The organism is Streptosporangium sp. NBC_01755, assembly GCF_035917995.1.
Classification (GTDB): Bacteria; Actinomycetota; Actinomycetes; order Streptosporangiales; family Streptosporangiaceae; genus Streptosporangium.
In genome coordinates this window covers 7,559,362-7,576,904 of record NZ_CP109131.1, presented here as the reverse complement: position 1 = coordinate 7,576,904, position 17,543 = coordinate 7,559,362, and the positions used below count along the sequence as shown (strand labels likewise).

The 17,543-nt window shown below is 71.9% G+C and carries 4 protein-coding genes; 2 read left to right on the top strand and 2 right to left on the bottom strand.

The features are described 5' to 3' along the window. Nucleotides 1-30: 30 nt before the first annotated feature. Nucleotides 31-1,440: an IS256 family transposase gene (locus OG884_RS34790; RefSeq protein ID WP_442811594.1), complete on the bottom strand. Its 1,410-nt coding sequence runs from the start codon at nucleotides 1,438-1,440 to the stop codon at nucleotides 31-33. Between the two features lie 200 nt (nucleotides 1,441-1,640). Between OG884_RS34790 and OG884_RS34785 the strand changes: the two genes are divergently transcribed. Further along, entirely contained in the window at nucleotides 1,641-2,522 is an 882-nt protein-coding gene (locus OG884_RS34785) for a DUF4158 domain-containing protein (protein ID WP_326639954.1), read from the top strand. Here OG884_RS34785 and OG884_RS34780 read toward each other — a convergent pair. After that, the gene (locus tag OG884_RS34780; RefSeq protein ID WP_326638736.1) at nucleotides 2,510-3,820 is read right to left on the bottom strand and encodes an ISAs1 family transposase; all 1,311 of its coding nucleotides are present in this window, start codon (nucleotides 3,818-3,820) and stop codon (nucleotides 2,510-2,512) included. The two genes, OG884_RS34785 and OG884_RS34780, sit on opposite strands and share 13 nt — an antisense overlap. 494 nt (nucleotides 3,821-4,314) lie before the next feature. On the opposite strand from OG884_RS34780, the gene OG884_RS34775 reads away from it, so the two are divergent. Continuing rightward, a complete protein-coding gene (locus tag OG884_RS34775; RefSeq protein WP_326639952.1) occupies nucleotides 4,315-17,253 on the top strand; it encodes a hemopexin repeat-containing protein in 12,939 nt (4,312 codons plus the stop codon). Nucleotides 17,254-17,543: the final 290 nt, after the last annotated feature.

Genomic DNA, 17,543 nt, shown 5'->3' with positions numbered 1-17,543 from the left:
AAGGTGATCTTGTGGTGTTGAGATCGTTTTTTACCCGATTCGTCCTGGATAGGCGATAGCGAGTTCGTTGAGGGCCTCACACCAGCCGTGAGTCCTTTGCCCCTCGATGAGACGCCCGGGGTAACCGGGGCGATGCCTGTCCCGGCCGCGGTGGGCGGCACGTTCGCGGGCGCGTTTGTCCTCGATGTTGACGATGGCCGGCCAGAGCAGCTTGACGACGGCGTCGTCGCCGGGGAAGTGCCCCCGAGCCTTGATCACTTTGCGCAGCTGGTAGTTGAGGGACTCGATGCTGTTGGTGGTGTAGAGCAGCCTGCGCACCGCCGGGGTGAAGGCCAAAAACGGCGTCACCTGTTCCCAGGCGCTCTCCCAGACCCTGACCGCCTGCGGGTATCTCGCGCCGAGGGCGGTGGCGGCGAAGGCGGCCAGGGCCTCAAGGGCCGCGTCGGCGTCCGGCGCGGTGTAGATCCTCTTCATCTCCGCCGCGACCTCGGCGCGTTCCTTGCGCGGCACCAGCCGCAGGCTGTTGCGGATGAGGTGAACGATGCAGGTCTGCACGGTGGTGTGCGGGAAGGTGGCGCAGATGGCGTCCTCGAACCCCGACAGGCCGTCACAGCAGGCGATCAGGATGTCGGTGACGCCGCGGTTACGCAGATCGGTGACCACGCCGCGCCAGAAACCGGCGCCCTCCCCGGCGACGCGGGCGCCCGGTTCGGTCTTGGCGGTCCAGATGCCCAGGACGTGCTTGTCGCCGTCGGTGTCCACGCCGACGGCCAGGTAGGCGGGCTTGTTCCGCACGACGTGGTTGTCGCGCACCTTGACCATGATCGCGTCCAGGAACACCACCGCGTAGACCGCGTCGAGCGGCCGGCGCTGCCAGGCCTTGACCTCCTCCATCACCTGCTCGGTGATCCGCGAGACGGTCTCGGCCGACAGGTGGGTGTCATACACCTGCTCCAGGTGGTGGACGATGTCACGCACGCTCATCCCGTGCGCGTACAGGCTGATCACCATGTCGTCCAGGCCGCCCGCGACCCGGCCGGCGCGCTTGGGCACCAGCACCGGCTCGAAGCTTCCGGCCCGGTCCCGTGGCACCGACAGTTTTACCGGGCCGACCGCGGTCTGCACCGTTTTCCTGATCGCTCCGTTGCGGGAGTTGCCGGAGTTGTAGCCCTCGCTCGCGTGCCTGGTGTAGCCCAGATGCGCGGTCAGCTCGGCCTCCAGCGCTCGTTCCAGGACCGCTTTGACCAGGTCGCCGAGCATGCTGTTCTCGCCGGTCAGCCGTAACCCTCCGGCCTCGTCGCGGGAGCGGGCCAGGAGTTCGTCCAGTTGGCGGTCGTCGATCAGTTCACGGATCGGACGCCTGGTCACTTCAGATACCGCAGACGAAAGATTACTCACAGTAGTCGACGTTGTGCCGTCGACACCCTCGATCACAGACATGACGGTGCTTCTCCCCCCGAAGAAGTGGGTGTCCCCACAGGTCACGGGGCTTGAGCAGCAATGGAACGGCCAGTCACGTTAAGGAGCCTGGTGGGCGTCTCTTAGCGTGACTGGCCGTTCCGATGTGGGCGGAGGTAGATCGGGTAACGGTTCGGTGGCTCTGCGTTGGTTACCGGTGGGTCGGTCCTACTTTGCGGCGTATGCCGGTGGAGTTCTTGACCGATGATGAGGCGGCGGCGTACGGGCGGTTCGCGGGGCCGCCGGCGCGGGCTGATCTGGAGCGGGTGTTCTTCCTCGATGACGAGGACCGGGCGCTGGTCGGGCGGCGGCGCGGTGAGCACATGAAACTTGGGTTCGCCCTTCAACTTGTGACGGTGCGTTGGCTCGGGACGTTCCTGGAGGATCCCCTGGATGTGCCGGGGGTGGTGCTGGAGTTCGTGGCCGAGCAACTCGGCGTCGAGGACCCGTCGCAGGTGAAGCGGTACACCGAGCGGCGGCCGACGCCGTTCGATCATCAGCAGGAGATTCGGCAGGCCTACGGGTGGAAGGACTTCGCCTCGGTCGAGCCGGAGTTCGTCGCGTGGGTGGCGGCGAGGTCGTGGACGTCGGGGGACGGCTCGAAGGCGATCTTCACCGACGGGGTGGGGTGGCTGCGGGAGCGGAAGGCGCTGCTGCCGGGCGTGACGACTCTGGCGCGGCTGGTGGCGAAGATCCGCGAGGACACGACCAAGCGGCTGTGGGGCGCGCTGGAAGGGCTGCTGACGATCGGGCAGCGGTACGTCCTGGACCAGATGCTGGAAGTGCCGCCCGGGTCACGGGTGTCGGATCTGGAGCGGTGGCGCAAAGGGGTGGCGCCGCGGGCGTCCGGCCCGACCATCATCAAGGCCCTGGACCAGGTGGCGGAGATCTGCGGTTTGGAGCTTGCGGAGCTCGGCGCCGAAGCGCTGGTGCCGCAGCGCCGGTTGGGCGAGCTCGCGAAGTATGGGATGCGGGCGGACGCCTCGGCTTTGCGCCGGCATCCGGACAGGGCCCCGGCGTTGAATTGTTATGTCCAAGTCCGTCCTGTTGATCAGATGTTGTAGACGGCGAATGCGGCATCGTGGTCGAGGAGATCGCGGCGAGCGTGGGCGATGTTGGCCCGGCCGGCCAGACGGATGGTGCTGATCGCCAGATTCCGGAGGCTGGCTAGGGTTCTGGGTGCGGTACCCGTCCTGACCTGGGAATGATCCTCCGCGAATGTGACGTCCCTGACCCAATTCAGCCGGTTTTCCACCCCCCAGTGCGCCCTTTCGTAGTGGTTGAGGTGCGCGGGGCCTGCCAATTCAACGGGCAGGCTGGTGATGCCGAACACGATCTCCTTGCTGGTCCAGGCGCCATCCAATTCGCCGACGTCGCGGCGGAGCCGGAAGGCTTGCCGGGCGCCGGGGAAGAGGCCGTCATCGGCAGAGGCGGTGCGGATGGTGCGGCGTTCCCTGCGGCCGTGCCCGTGATCGTCATCGACCGCGGTGGTTTGCGTCCAGTCGGCATCCGGCCCGGACAACAGCGCGTGCGCGGCGGCGCGTGCCAGCGGTTGATTGCCCTTGAGGATGAGGACGTAGTGGCCGCCCAGCTGGGTGATCAGACGGGCGGTGGTCTTGGTGGTGTGCAGGGCGTCCAAGGTCAAGACCATCCCGGCCACCCGCAGGTGGGGCAGCATCGCGCGGGCGGCGGGACCCTCGCCTTTCTTGCCGGCGACCTGACACTGGCCCAGGATCACGCCGTGCTCGTGGCTGATCGCGCCGACCAGGAAGACCCTCCCGTCTTCGCTGGTGCGTGCCCCGCGCAGGGCCTTGCCGTCCAGCGCCGCTGCGGGCAGCAGCCCGGCCGGGGCGGGATGGCTGAGCCGGCGTCGTGCCGCGCGGCGCTGTTCCCGTTCGGCGGGGCCGGGAGTGTCGGGCAGTTGTGGCGTCAGAGCCTCCTGCCGTATCACCTCGGCGACATAGCCGCTGATCGCGGCGTCCAGCGCATCGGCGTCCAGCTCCGCCAGAACACGGCGGAAGGTACGCTCACTGGGCACGAGGAACAACCCGGTGAACAGATCACGGTAGGCGCCCAGCCGCTCCAGCGCCGCTTGCGGGCTTCGGGCGGCCCACTGCCAGATCGCCGCGACGCTGTCGCCGCCGACGACCAGGGTCGCGCACGCGGCCAACGTCAAGATGGCCACCAGCGGATGGCGCAGACCGCAAGCAGACCGCCGATCGGGAACCGTCGCCAACCGGCGCATCAACGCCGATTCCACCACGACCGGATCGGGTGCCAGTTCGGACTCCCACAATGCCAAGTCGGCGAGCTGGTCAAGACACGAGACATGCGGGGAACTGGTCAGAGAAGATGGGGACACGAGCGCGACTCCTGCGATGATCTCCGGATTTCGACACCCGAAAGATCAGCAGAAGTCGCGCTCTTTCGCGTTCCACCTGGCCAAACGCTCAACGTCGGCATACCGCATCAGAACCCGGGAACGCCGGGGCCCTGGGCATGACGCGTGGAGGGAAACGGTGGCTCGGCGGCGGCGTCGAGCCCACACGAACGAATTCTGTGTGCGCCGCCCTTCCACTCCGTCGCTTTTGTGCGGTGCGGTGCGGTGAACTCGCCTGCACTGCCGGGAGAACGGGGGGGTCCGACCAGTGGAGAAGCCGCGGAGAGAACGCACCGGAGCAATGGGTTCGGCGGTGATCGGGCGATTTGGCCGCTACCCGGATTTGCGCTAGGTGAGAAAGGCGCATGGTCGGTGTGTCCAAAAGGTAAGTAGGCGGTGTCTCCCCGCTCCGAGATCATGAGGCGCTTGTTTCTCTCGGCGGCCCCGGCCGCCTCGGCGGGCTTGGAGATGCGCACATGGTGAGTCAAGAATCGTCGCCCGACTACACGAGCCTGTTCGGCGAACTGCGCTTTCCCGAACGCGATGACGCGCGTTCCGTGTGGTCGCCCGCCGCTTACTTCGTGGAGCTCCTGGGTCTGCTGGAGGGGACGTTCGGGCGCCCGGAGCTGCTCGACCGGCGGCCCGATCTGACCCGGATCGTGCTCGACAAGGAGAACACGTTCACCGAGACCGCCTACCTCGACATCGTCAACGAGGTGCTGGAGCGGCTCGTCGGGGACCAGCCGTACGAGACGCTCCGCAAGGCGGCGCACCCGTTCGGGCTGCCGTTCTCGCTGAAGTCCGAACGGCTGCGGGTCTGCCTCGAACAGCTGAAAGCGACACCGGAGGAGCTGTACCGGCTCTTCGCCGCCCAGGTGGATCACGACGTCGCCGCGCGCGAGTACCTGGGCCTCACTCCGGAGGACGTCGCGGTGATCACCGGGGCCGACGTCCAGGCCGCAGCGCTCGGCCAGCGGTACGGCCTCGCGGCGGGCGAGACCCTCGCGGCCCTGCGCGACACCCGCCGGTTCGCCGAGGCCACCGGCCTCACCGACGCCGAACTCCGCGAACTCGTCGCGATGGCCGGGCAGGCCGTTCCGGAAGGGCGCGTCACGCTCAACACCGGCGAGACCTCGCTCGTCCCGCCGTCCGGCGCCGACCTTCCCCCGGCCTGGCTGGACCGGGCGCACCGGCTGGTCCGCCTCGCCCGCAAGACCGGACTGACGCTGACCCACCTCGACCTCGTCCTGACGTCGTGCGCGCAGGGTCGCCTCGATCCTCCCGCCCTGCGCGCGGTGGCCGCCGTCGTCCGGCTCGGCAAGGTCCACGGGCAGACGGTCCCGGAGGTGTGCGGACTCATCGTGCCGTGGAAGCCGGATCCCAAGGTGACGGTCGAGACGTGCTCGGGCGACATCCTCACCCCCGCCAACCGCGACTACCGGTTCCGGCTGGCCCGGCTGATCGGGGTGGCGGAGCCGGACATCGTCCGGCTCGTCCTGCGGTACCGGGAGCGCTACGCCGACCGGGAGCCGAGCCCGTTCGACCGCGGGCAGGTCGGCCTCGCCGAGATCTCCTTGCTGCGCCGGGCTGGCCTGCTCGCGGCGGCGCTCGGCGTCGGCCCCGACGAGCTCTGCGACGTGCTCGTGGCGTTGGAAGGCGACCCCTCCGTCCAGCGCTACAGCACGTTCGCGGTGCTGGGCGGGCCCGCTCCGGAGACGCGCGACTTCCACAAGGTGCTGGAGGGCGGCGCACCGGAGCAGGCGCTGTGGCTGGCCCAGACCCTGTTCGCGGTGATCACGTGGATGCGCGCCGCGGGATTCGACGGCGCGGAGCTCGCCGGCATCCTCGGCGGCCGGCCCGACCCCGCCACCGGGGATCCGCACGGCCTCGCCGCACTGTTCGCCAGGCTCCGCGACGCCCTCGACCCCGTCGCGCTCGGCCCCGACGCGCTGCGGTCGGACAGGTTCGGCCCCAGGGCGGCCCGGGTGATCCACGACGTGCTCGCCGCCTTCCCCGACGGGGTCGTGGCCGCCGTCGGCAGCGGGCTGCTGGAGGTCCACCGGGAGAAGGCCGAGAAGGCCGCCTACGAGGCGGTCACCGACCTCGGCGTCGTCTTCCCCTCTGACCTCACCGGGCTCGGCCTGGGCGACCGGCTCCAGGCGAAGATCTTCCGCAATCTGGTCCTGCGCGGCGTGCTGGGCGCCGACGGAGGGCTCGCCGCGCCGCCCGAGCGGGAGCCGGACCTCGCCGGCGACTTCACCGGCCACCGGGACGCCCTGTTCGAGATCATCGCGGACGAGGTGGACGGCCCCGCGGAACTCCACCCCTCCCACTTGGAGCGCCTGCCGGGCCTGAGCCCGCAGGAGCGCCGGGAACTGTACGACAACCTCGTCTACCGCCGCCATCTCGGCGAGGACGGCACGGTGCTCGACCCCGACTTCTTCCGCGACCCCGACAACGCCGGGGACCTGTCGGTGAACGTCCCCCTCGCCGACGCGGCCGCGCCGGTCGCGGAGCTGCTTCGCGAGCGCCTCGCGGAGTTCCGCACCTTCCCTCTCACCCTCGACTCGTCAGTCCTGGCGGGGCTCCGCCTCACCGACGCGCAGTTCGGCAGGCTGGTCGACAGCCTCCGCTTCAACGGCCACCTCGACGCCGAGCGGCGCTACACCGACAAGGAGGCGCTGCTGCGCGCCGCGCCCGCCGACTTCGGCCTGGCCGCCGAGTTCGCCGCCCTGCGCCCGGCCGTCCTGGCGGCGCTGCGCGGCCAGGTCGCGGAGTTCCATGCCGGGCTGACGACCTTCACGGCCGAGGATTTCGCCGACCTCGCCGACGACCTCGCGGCACACCGCGTCCACCGTGCGCTCGACGACGCCTGGCTGGACGAGGGGCAGATCGCCGACCCGGGCGAGTTCGCCGAGCCCGGCGGCGCCGTGGACCTCGGCTCGGGGTTCACCGGCGCGGACGAGAGCGCCGTGTTCGACGCGATGGCGGCGATCGCCGCGCAGGAGGCGCCCTACCGGGTCTCCCGGAGCGCGTTCACCGCCCTCGGGCTCACCGATCTCCACGCCGACCGGCTCCTGGACCGCCTCGTCACCGCCGGGCACCTGACCGAGCGCCACGCCGTGGCGCGGGACCGACTCGCCTACTTCGCCAACGCCGACAACTCCCTCGACTTCACCCTCCCCGACATGGTGGACTTCGCCCGCGAAGTCTTCTTCGTCCTGCACGACACCGCGACGGCGCTGATGGCCGCCGTCACCGAGGCGACCGACCGGGTCGCCGAACTGGCCGGCAAGCAGGACCAGGCCCTGCACGCCTGCCTGTCCGACGTCCTGGGTCTGGACGCGGCCGCGACCAGGGCCGTGGTGGAGTGCGTCGCGGGGAGCGCGCGGGAGGCGCGGGCCTTGTTCGCCCGGCCCGCCCTGGACACCGACGGGACGCCCACCGATCCGCGCGTTGTCCTGGCCCACCGGCGGATCCGCAGATTCGCGCTGCTGGCCGCCAAACTCGGGCTGCGCGCCGCCGAGATCCGTGCGGTCTTCGCCGACCAGGACCTCACCGGCAAGTACCCCGAGCCGCTGACCCTGCCGCCGGGCGTCGCCCGCATCCAGGCGCTGCTCGACGCGGGCGACGGCGTGATCCTGCTCTTCGGCGACGACGGCGGTTACTGGACGTACTCCGCCGCCACCCGCGCCCGCACGAGCCCGGCGCGCCGTCCGCTCACCGACCTGTCGCCCCGGCTCTCGGCCCTGGCCGCGGTGGACGCCGCGTTCGTGCGTCCCGACGGCACCTCCTGGCTCGTCGGACGCGACGCCAAGGGCGCCGCGCTGGCCTTCACCAGGGAGAAGGGCGGCACCCGGTGGGCGCCGCGGGCACAGAGGTGGGGGAAGGTCAAGAACGCGTTCGCCGACCCGGTCCGGATCGACGGCGCGTTCACCGACAACGACGGCCGCGTCTACCTGTTCGCCGGTGACCAGTACGTCCGCTACTCCGCGGGCTACGACACCGTGGACGAGGGGTACCCGCGCGACGTCGCCGAGTGGCGCTCCCGCGAGGGCCTGCCCGCCCCGCGCGTGCGCGAGGCGGTGGACGCCTGCTTCCAGGACCTCGACGGCGTTGTGCACGTCTTCGCCGGGGACCGCTGGATCACGACGGCGGAGGAGCGGCCCGCCGCCGAGGTGTGGGGACGGGTGGAGACCCGTTTCGCCGACCTCAAGTCCGTCGACGCCGCCTACACGACGGCGTCGGCCGTCCACGTGCTGTCCGGCGGGGAGATGCTGCGGTACTCCGACAGCATCGAGAACGCCGGCGTCCTCGCCGACGAGGGCGTGCCGCGCCGCCGGCGCGACCTGCCGCCGCAGTTCGAGGGCGGCGTCGAGGCGGCCTTCACCGACCCGTCGGGCGTGCTGCACCTGTTCAAGGCGGGCCGGACCGTCGCGCTCGACGGCGCCCGCGCGACCACGGCCGTGACGGCGGAACGCTGGGGCGCGCTGTCCCCCGCGCTGACCGCAGGCCGGGTGGACGCCGGCTTCGCCGGGCTCGACGGGCGCACCTACCTCTTCAGCGGCGACACCTACCTGCGGTACTCCACCGCCGACTACACCACGGTCGACTCCGGCTTCCCCCGCCGGATCGCCGACGACTGGGGCGGGCTCACCCGTGTGGACGCCTCGTTCGTCATGGACGGCAGAACGTACCTGTTCGGCACCGGCGGCCTGGTCCGCGAGATCCCCGCCGACCACCAGCCCGACCTGGACGCCGGACGGCTCACCCCCGCGCTGCGCGCCCTGTTCGCCGAGCACGGCCTCACCGTCACCGCGCTGCGCGGGAGCGCGCCGCGCTGGGAGCTCACCACCGGGGAGGGGGTCGCGCTGACCGTCGTCGGCGAAGGACTCCGGCTGAAGGCGCGGGGAGACGGCGCGGCGTTCTACGTCCGCTACTCCGCGCGCGACTACCGCACCCCCGACCCCGGCTTCCCCAAACCACTGGCCGACAACTGGTGGAACATGCCGGAGGGCATGCGGCTCGGCCCTGTCGACGCCGTGTTCACCGGCCGCGACGAGCGCACCTACCTCTTCTCAGGCGACAGGTTCGTCTGGTTCGACGCCCGGCACCGGTGGTGGTCGGAGCCGGTGGCGCTGCGCGAGCGGTGGGACAGCCTGCCCTTCGCGCGCGTCGACGCGGCGTTCGTCGGCGCCGATGGCCGCACCTACGTGTTCTCCGGCGACCGCCACGTCCGCTACTCCACCGCCGACCGCACCCAGGTCGACGACGGCTACCCGGCGCAGAACGCGGGCCGGTGGGGCCGCGTCGCGCACACCCTCGCCCGCACGGGCCGGGTGGACGCCGCGTTCGTCCTGGACGCCCCCGAACAGGTGGACGGCGTCGAGGTCGTGCGCACCCGCACCTACCTGTTCTCCGGCGACCAGTACGTGCGCTACACCGGCGCCGCGCTCACCGTCGTCGACCCCGGCTACCCGCGCCGGATCGCGGAGCTGTCCGGCGAGCCCGGCCTCGCCGCGCTGCCCGTCACGCTCGACGGGGTGGACGCGGCGTTCGCCGACCGGCGCACCGCCTACCTGTTCCGGGGCGGCGAGTGCCACGCGGTGTCCACCGCGGGCCACCGCCGCTACACCGACCTGCCGGTCGGCGGGGTGCGCTGCGCCTACGTCGAGGACGGCTCGCTCGTCGTCGAGACCGCCGACGGATGGCGGCGGCTGTCGGCGCTGGAGGGCAGGACGGTCGCGGCGGCCCCGTTCCGGCCGCGCGCCCTGCGGACCGTCCCGGCGCGCTTCACCAGCGGCCTGGACGCCGTCCTCACCGGCGCGGACGGCGTCACCTACCTGTTCCGCGGGCCGTCGTGCTTCAACACCCAGGTCGGCCGCGACTACCCGATCGCCGAAGAGTGGGGCAGGCCCAGGGACCTCCTGCGCGAGACCGGCGAGGTCGACGCGGCGTTCGTCGCCCGCGACGGCAGGATCCACCTGTTCAGCGGCGACCAGTACGTCACGCACGCGCCGGGCGCGGCACTCGCCGAGGGCGACCCGAAGCCGATCGCCGACCGCTGGGCCGGACTGGAGGGCGTCGCGCTGGCCTACGTGCACCGCGGCAAGACGCACCTCTACGGCAAGCCGGACGCCGCCGGCAGGGTCCGCCACGTCGTTTACTCCGACGAGTCGTGCGCCGCGCCGGACCCGGGCTACCCGGTGACGATCGAGGCGGCCGCGGCCTTCCCCGGTTCGCCGCTGCCCTTCCCCGACGCCGTCCTGGTGGAGGACACGGCGCTGGTCCTGCTCGCCGGCAAGCGGTGCGCCACCTACAGCGACCGGACCGGGGTCTGGTCGGCGGTCCGCCCGATCGAGCGGCTGTACCCCGGCTTCGGCGCGGGCCTCGACGCCCCCGACGGCCTCAGGTCGGCGCTGCGGACCGCCGACGGCGCCGTCTGGTTCTTCTTCGCCGACACCTGCGCGCCGTTCCAGAACGAGGCGTTCGGCCCGCGGGTCAAGGTCCGCGACCAGTGGGGCCGCTCGCCGAACCCGTTCCTGGCGCCCGGCGCGACCGTCGATGCGGCCTTCGTGTGGCGCGGCGACCGCACCTACCTGTTCTCCGGCGACCGCTACGTCCGCTACACCGGCCGCGTCTACCGGCACGTCGACCCCGGCTACCCCAAGCCGATCGCGGGCAACCTCCGCCGCGAGGAGCCGTTCGCGCGCCTTCCGGAGACCTTCGAGGACGCCCTGGACCGGCCGCTGGACGCGGTCGTCGGCAACGACAGGACCGTCCACGTCCTCGTCGGCGGCGTCTGCCACACCGCGTCGAGTGAGCTCGCCGCCACGTTCGGCACCGGCCGGCTCGGCGCCCTCCGCAACAACCTCGCGGCGACCGGCAAGGTGGACGCCGCGCTCGTCGCCGACCGGCGGATCTACCTGTTCTCCGGGGACCAGTACGTCCGCTACTCCGGCGCAGACCGCACGTTCGTCGACGACGGCTACCCGCGCGCCCTTGCCGACCTTCCCGGCGACCTGAGCCTGGCCGCGCTGCCGTCCGCGTTCCAGGACGGCGTCGACGCGGCGTTCCGCGGCGCCGACGGCGTCGTCCGGCTGTTCCGCGGGCGCGAGTTCTTCGCCGCCGGGACCGCCGGCCCCGTGGCGGGCCGCTGGGGCAAGGTCCGCAACTCCTTCGACACCGGCCCGCTGGACGCCGCGTTCACCGCCCCTTCGGGAGAGCTCTACGCGTTCAGCGGCGGCCAGTACGTCCGCTACCCGGCCACCGGAACCCTCGACCACCCCGAGGCCGGCTACCCCCGGACCGTCCGCGACGACTGGGGCGACGCCCCGCAGGACTTCGAGGACGGCCCCGACGGCGCGTTCACCCTCGACGGCCGCACCTACCTGCTCAAGGGAGACCGGTACCTGCGCTACTCCGGCCCGTACCACCAGGTCGACCGGACCTTCCCGCAGCAGTTCCGGCACCGGTGGTCCGGCACCGCCGACCACCGGCTGAGCGACCTGCACACCATCGTCCGCTTCGCCGCGCTCTGCCGGGGCCGCGATGGCCTCGCCGCGTTCTTCCTCGACGGCGCCGAGGACCCGTACGCCTACCTCGCCTCCGCGTTCGGCTGGCCGCTGGAGGAGGTGCGCTGGGCCCGGCGGAACATGGGCCTGCTGCGGCCCGGCACCAGCGAGGAGCACCTGTTCGAGATCGAGTTTCTGCTCACCCTCGCAGACGCCTTCGGAGCCTCGGCCAAGACCGGCATCGGGGTCCCCGAGCTGTACGGCGTGTGGGCGAAGATGTTCGGGCCCGCGCCCGACCTCGACGGGGCGGCGGCCGCCGTGCGCGCCGCGATCGAGCGGAGGGCGTCGCCGCAGGAGTGGCCGAAGATCTCCGCCGCCATGCGCGACAGGCTGAACGTCCGCAAGCGCGACGCGCTCGTCGCCCGGCTGACCCCTCTGCACGGGAACGCCCGCGACCTGTACGAGCGGTACCTGATCGACGTGGAGATGGGCGGGCAGGGCACCACGTCCCGCGTCCGCGAGGCGATCGCCGCGACCCAGCTCTACCTCCAGAGGTACCTCCTCGGCCTGGAGAAGGTCACCCTGCCCGCCGGCGTCGATCCCGAGGCCGTCCGCGCCAGGCTGCGCACCTGGTGGGGGTGGATGCGCAGCTACCGCACCTGGGAGGCCAACCGGAAGGTCTTCCTCTACCCGGAGAACTACCTGCGGCCCGAGCTGCGCGACCGCAAGACCCCCGCGTTCTCCGCGCTCCAGGACGACCTCCTGCAGGGCGACATCACGGAGAAGGCCGTCCAGGCCTCCTACAAGCGCTACCTCGACGAGTACACCGAGGTCTCCCGCCTGACCATCGCGGGCGGCTACGTGTACCGGCCCGAGGGGACCGCGGCCGAGGTGCGCAGGCTCGTCCTGTTCGGCAGGACCCGCACCGACCCGCGCCGCTACTACCACCGCACCGCCGAGTTCCGCGACGGCGGCAGGCTCTCGGCCGCCTGGGACGCCTGGGAGAAGGTGGACGTCCAGATCGCCGCCGACCGGGTGGACCCGGTGCACGCCTTCGGCAGGATCTTCGTGTTCTGGTCGACGGTCGAGCCCGTCCCGCCGGCCGACCCGTCCAAGGTCACCGTCACCGCCAAATCGTCGGGCTCGGATCAGAAGGTGAGCGGGCCGCCGCCGCGCTACCAGGTCAAGATCCGCTACTCCTTCCGCAACCTCGACGGCGCCTGGGTCGCGCCCCAGGTGCTCGCCTCCGACGCCGAGCGGGAAGGCCAGATCACCGACGTCAGCCTGTACGTGCAGGCTTCCCGCAAGGTCCCCGGCGTCAGCGAGCACGACTCGATCATCGTGCAGTGCTCCTACACCGTCGGCTCGACCGCCCACTCCGCGGCGTTCACGCTCACCCCGGAGCTGTACGCGCTGCCCGCCGCGACGGTCACGCCGCCGCCCCGCGCGGCCGACCTGTCCGCGCTGTTCGCCGAACCCGCCGAGACGCCCATCACCCCGGACCGGGTCGTGCGGTTCAACGCGCCCGCCGACAGCGAGGACGGCCCCTGGTTCAGCGTCGACCACAAGGGCGGCAGCTTCCTGTGCCGCCCCGTCGCGGCCCCCGCGGACCCGGCGCCGGTCCAGCCGTTCAAGGGTAACGCCGACAGGCTGCCGACCACCTGGGACCGCGTGGACGCCGCGGTCCGCCTGCCCGACGGCACCCTGTACTTCTTCGAGTCCGCGACCGGCATCCACGTCGCCGTGCCGCCGGACAAGGTGACGTCGCGGCAGACCCGCCAGCCCACCGGGGACAGGTTCGGCGCGGTGTCCACCCGCATCCTGCGCACGGGGGCCGTGGACGCCGGGTTCTTCCGCACGCACACCTACCTGTTCAGCGGGGACGAGTACTACCGCTACCCGGTGATCTCGGGTCCGTCGGTCCTCGGCCCGCTGGAGACCGGCTACCCCAAGAAGCTCGCCGGCAACACCGAGCGCCTGCCGCAGTGGCAGGCGATCGACGCCGCGGTCACCCTGCCGGGCGGCACCGAACTGTTCTACGCCAAGGCCGTCGGCTTCGTCACCGGCGACGACCTGGCCAACGCCCGGTCGGCCGCCGCCGAATGGCGGGTTCCCGCGGGCGCCGCCGTGGACCGCTTCCACGTGGCCGATGGCAAGGCCTACGCCGTCTTCGGCGACAGGTACGTCAAGCTGCGGTCCGACCTCGCCGCCGAGCACCCGCCCAAGGCGCTGGCCGGCAACACCGACGGCGTCCCGGAGCAGCGCCCGCCCGGACCGGTCGTGCACGCGGGCCGCGCCACCCTGGCGTTCGACAACGCCAACGCCGTCTTCAAGCAGAGCGGCAGCGGCAGCTCCGAAGGGCTGCGCGACACCCGCGGGCTCGGCCGCGCCACGACCGAGTTCGGGCGGACGGGCGAGGTCACCGCCGCGTACCTCGCCGACGGGAAGCTGTACCTCGTCGGGCCGCGCGAGTTCGTCAGGTTCACCCTGGCGGCCGACGGGACGGTCCCGGACTTCGCCGACGACGGCTACCCGAAGCCGACCGCCCAGCAGATCCGCGGCGTGCTGTCGCGCGGCGACCAGCGGTTCGCGTTCGGCCCCGCCGGCTACGCGCCGATCCCCAAGGGCTGGGAGCCCTCGACCCCGCTGACCTTCCTGCCCTACCGGGGCAACTGGCGCGGCCTGCCCGCGGGATTCCCCGGCGACTTCACCGGGCTGCTGGAGGGCGACACCCACCTGTACCTGTTCCTCGGCCAGGGATACGCCGCCCACCCCTACGCCGACGCCGCCCCGCGCCCGTTCGAGGTCGCCTCCCTGCCGACCCAGCTCATCCGGCTCACCTCCAGCACCGCGGCCGAATTGAACCGGAGGCTGCTCACCGGCGGCGTCCCCGCCCTGCTCGACCCCGCCACGCAGGAGCTCGACGAGCTGCCCGCCTTCAGCACCACGGCGTCGAACGCCTCGACCATCCGGATCAAGCCGCGGATCGCGCCCCACGCGCCCGTCAGCTCCCACCTCGACTTCGACAGCGCCAACGGCCCGTACTACTGGGAGATCTTCTTCCACGCGCCGCTGCTCATCGCGCAGACCCTGAACGGCGGGCAGCGCTTCGAGGACGCCCGCCGCTGGTACGAGTACGTCTTCGACCCGACCCGGATCGCCCGCTACTGGCGGTTCCTACCGTTCCTCGCCGCCGACGTGGACGCGCTCGTCGCCCGCACCCGCCAGGACCTGACCGAGCTGGCGTCGCCCGGGATGGAGACCCGGCTGAACCCCGTCCTCACCGCGCTGTCGGCGCTCACCCCCGCGTTCCGGCGCGCCCGCGACCTCACCGGCGCCGAGCTGGCGTACCTGGCCGACCTCGGCGGGACGGGCCTCGACCAGGTCAGGGCGGCCCTGGCCGCCCTGACGCCCGACGCCCGCACCGCCGCGCTCGGCGAGCGCATCGAGATGATCGCGCGGCTGCGCCGCCAGTACGACCTCATGGGCGACCGCCGAGCTCTCATCCAGGCCTACCTCGACGACCCGTTCGACCCGCACACCATCGCGGCGCTCCGCCCGGAGGCCTACCGGCGCGCCGTCGTCATGGCCTACATCGACAACCTCCTCGACTGGGGCGACATGCTGTTCCGGCAGTACACCGCCGAGACGGTCGACGAGGCGCGGATGCTGTACGTCTACGCCTACGACCTGCTCGGGCCCCGCCCCGTCACGCTCGGCCCCGCCGCGCTGCCGCCCGCCGCCCCCTACGCCCTCACCGAAGGCGACGGACCCGGCGAGACCGGCCACCTCACCGCCGACGGCACCCTGCTCAAGGACTCCGGCGCCGTCCACGCCGGCATCGCCAACCCCTACTTCTGCGTGCCGGGCAATGAGCTGTTCCAGGAGTACTGGACCCGCGTCGAGGACCGGCTCACCAAGATCCGGGCGTCGCTCGACATCCTCGGCGTCGCCCGGCCGCTCCCGCTGTTCGACCCGCCCCTCGACGTCATGGCGCTCGTGCGCGGCGCGGCCGAGGGCGGAGGGCTCGACGCGGCGATGGCGGCGGCGGCCGTGCCGGTGCCCGTGCACCGGTTCGACTTCGTGCTCCAGCGGGCCCGCGAGCTGACCGACCGGCTCCGGCAGCTCGGCACCGACCTGCTGGAGGCGGTCGACCGGCGCGACTCCGAGGAACTGGCCCTGCTCCAGCAGCGCCAGCAGGGCGAGATCATCGGCCTCACCCGCAAGATCAGGGAACTCCAGGTCAAGATCGCCGAAGAGGGCGTCGCCGAGGCCCGCGACGCCAGGACCGCCGCCGAAGCGCGGGTCGCGCACTACCAGAAGCTCATCAACGACGGCATGTCGCCGCTCCAGCAGGCGCAGATCGCGATGATGTCCCTCGGCGCCATAGGCCAGTTCGTCTCGGCCGGCCTGAAGATCGGCTCCGGCATCGCCGCGGCCGTCCCGCAGGCCAAGCTCGGCCCGTTCATCGTCGGCGCCGAGACCGGCGGCCTCCAGCTCAGCAAGGCCCTCGAAGCCGCGGGCGAGGTGTCCGCGAGCTTCGGCGAGGGCTTCAGCATGATCGGCGAGGTCCTCGGCCTCCGGGCCGAGTTCGACAGCCAGGTGGAGGACTGGCGGTTCCAGCTCGACACCAGCCGCTCCGACGTCGTCCAGGTCGGCCACCAGATCACCACCGCCGACCTCCAGCTCGCCATCGCCCGCCGCGAGCTGGAGATCCACGACCGGGAAGCGGCCCAGCACGCCGCCGTCACCGACTTCCTCACCGCCAAGTTCGCCGGCCCCCAGCTGTACGGCTGGATGGTCGGGCAGATCTCGGGCCTGTACTTCCAGACCTACAAGCTCGCCCACGACATGGCCCGCGCCGCCGAACGCTCCTACGAGAGCGAGCGCGGTGCGTCCCCCGGCCTGATCCGGGCTGCGTACTGGGACTCGCGCCGCAAGGGCCTGCTCGCCGCCGACCAGCTCGCCCTCGACCTCGACCGGCTCGGCCAGGCCTACTACGAGACCGACGCGCGCGGGATGGAGATCACCAAGCGGGTGTCGCTGCTCGGCCTCGACGCGCCCGCCCTGCTCGCGCTGCGCGACACCGGACGCTGCGAGTTCGCGCTCACCGAGACCCTTTTCGACCGCGACTTCCCCGGCCACTACCAGCGGCGGATCAAGTCCGTCAGCGTCGCCTTCCTGACCGCCGAAGGCCCCGTTCCCGTCAACGCGACCCTCACCCAGATCGACAACAAGACGGTGCTCGCGGCCGACCCCAAGGCCGTCCGCTTCCTCCTCGACCCGAAGGGGCCGCCGCCGGAGAGCGTGCGCGGCGACTGGCTGCCCGGGCAGCGCATCGCCCTGTCGGAGGTCCAGGACGGCGAGGACAGCGGCGTGTTCGACCTGCGCTACGACGACCAGCGGCTGCTGCCGTTCGAGGGGACCGGCGCGGTCTCGCGGTGGCGGCTGGAAGCACGGCGCGTCCCCGCCGGGCTCGTCGACGTGGCCGTCACCGTCCGGTACACCGCGCGCGACGGCGGCGAGACCTTCGCCACGGCCGTGCGCGGCATGCTCAAGCCCTACCCGGCGGCGATCCTCCTCGACGTGGAGAGCCGCTTCCCCAAGGAGTGGGAGGCCTTCCTTGGGGACGGCGGCGAACTGCTCCTGCCGATCACCCAGAACCTCTTCCCCGGCATCTCGGGGCGGCAGGTCACCGGGATCGTCGCCCAGTACGCGGCACCGGACACCGAGGCGAGGTTCCTGCTGCACGGCGACCCGGCGCTCGCCCTCGCCGCCGGCCGTCTGGTGCAGACGCCGGGACTCAACGCGGACAACCGCCCCTGGCGGCTGACCGCCTCCGGCGACCCCGCCGGACTCGCCGGCTTCTCCCTCATCCTCCTCTACCGCGCGCTCCCCTAGGAAGGCGACCATGGCCAACGACAAGACCTCCGCGCAGCGCAAGAAGAAGAGGAAGAAGTCCTCCGACGGCGACAGGACCTCCGCACGGGCGGGCTCGCCCATGGACGTCGACAGCTCCTCGTCCGGCACGGACTCCGGCGACGAGTCCGACACGGGCGGCAGCACCGGAAGCAGCGCCAAGAAGCCGCGACTCAGCTCCACGTCCTCCTTTGGTTCCTTCGGCGGCGCAAGCCAGTCCGGATCTCCGGCGTCGCGGCAGAACACCCCGGCACAGGCCGGCGGGACGACGA

Coding starts and splice junctions, on each gene's coding strand:
- OG884_RS34790 (WP_442811594.1), bottom strand. CDS start 1,440: ATGTCTGTGATCGAGGGTGTCGACGGCACAACGTCGACTACTGTGAGT.
- OG884_RS34785 (WP_326639954.1), top strand. CDS start 1,641: ATGCCGGTGGAGTTCTTGACCGATGATGAGGCGGCGGCGTACGGGCGG.
- OG884_RS34775 (WP_326639952.1), top strand. CDS start 4,315: ATGGTGAGTCAAGAATCGTCGCCCGACTACACGAGCCTGTTCGGCGAA.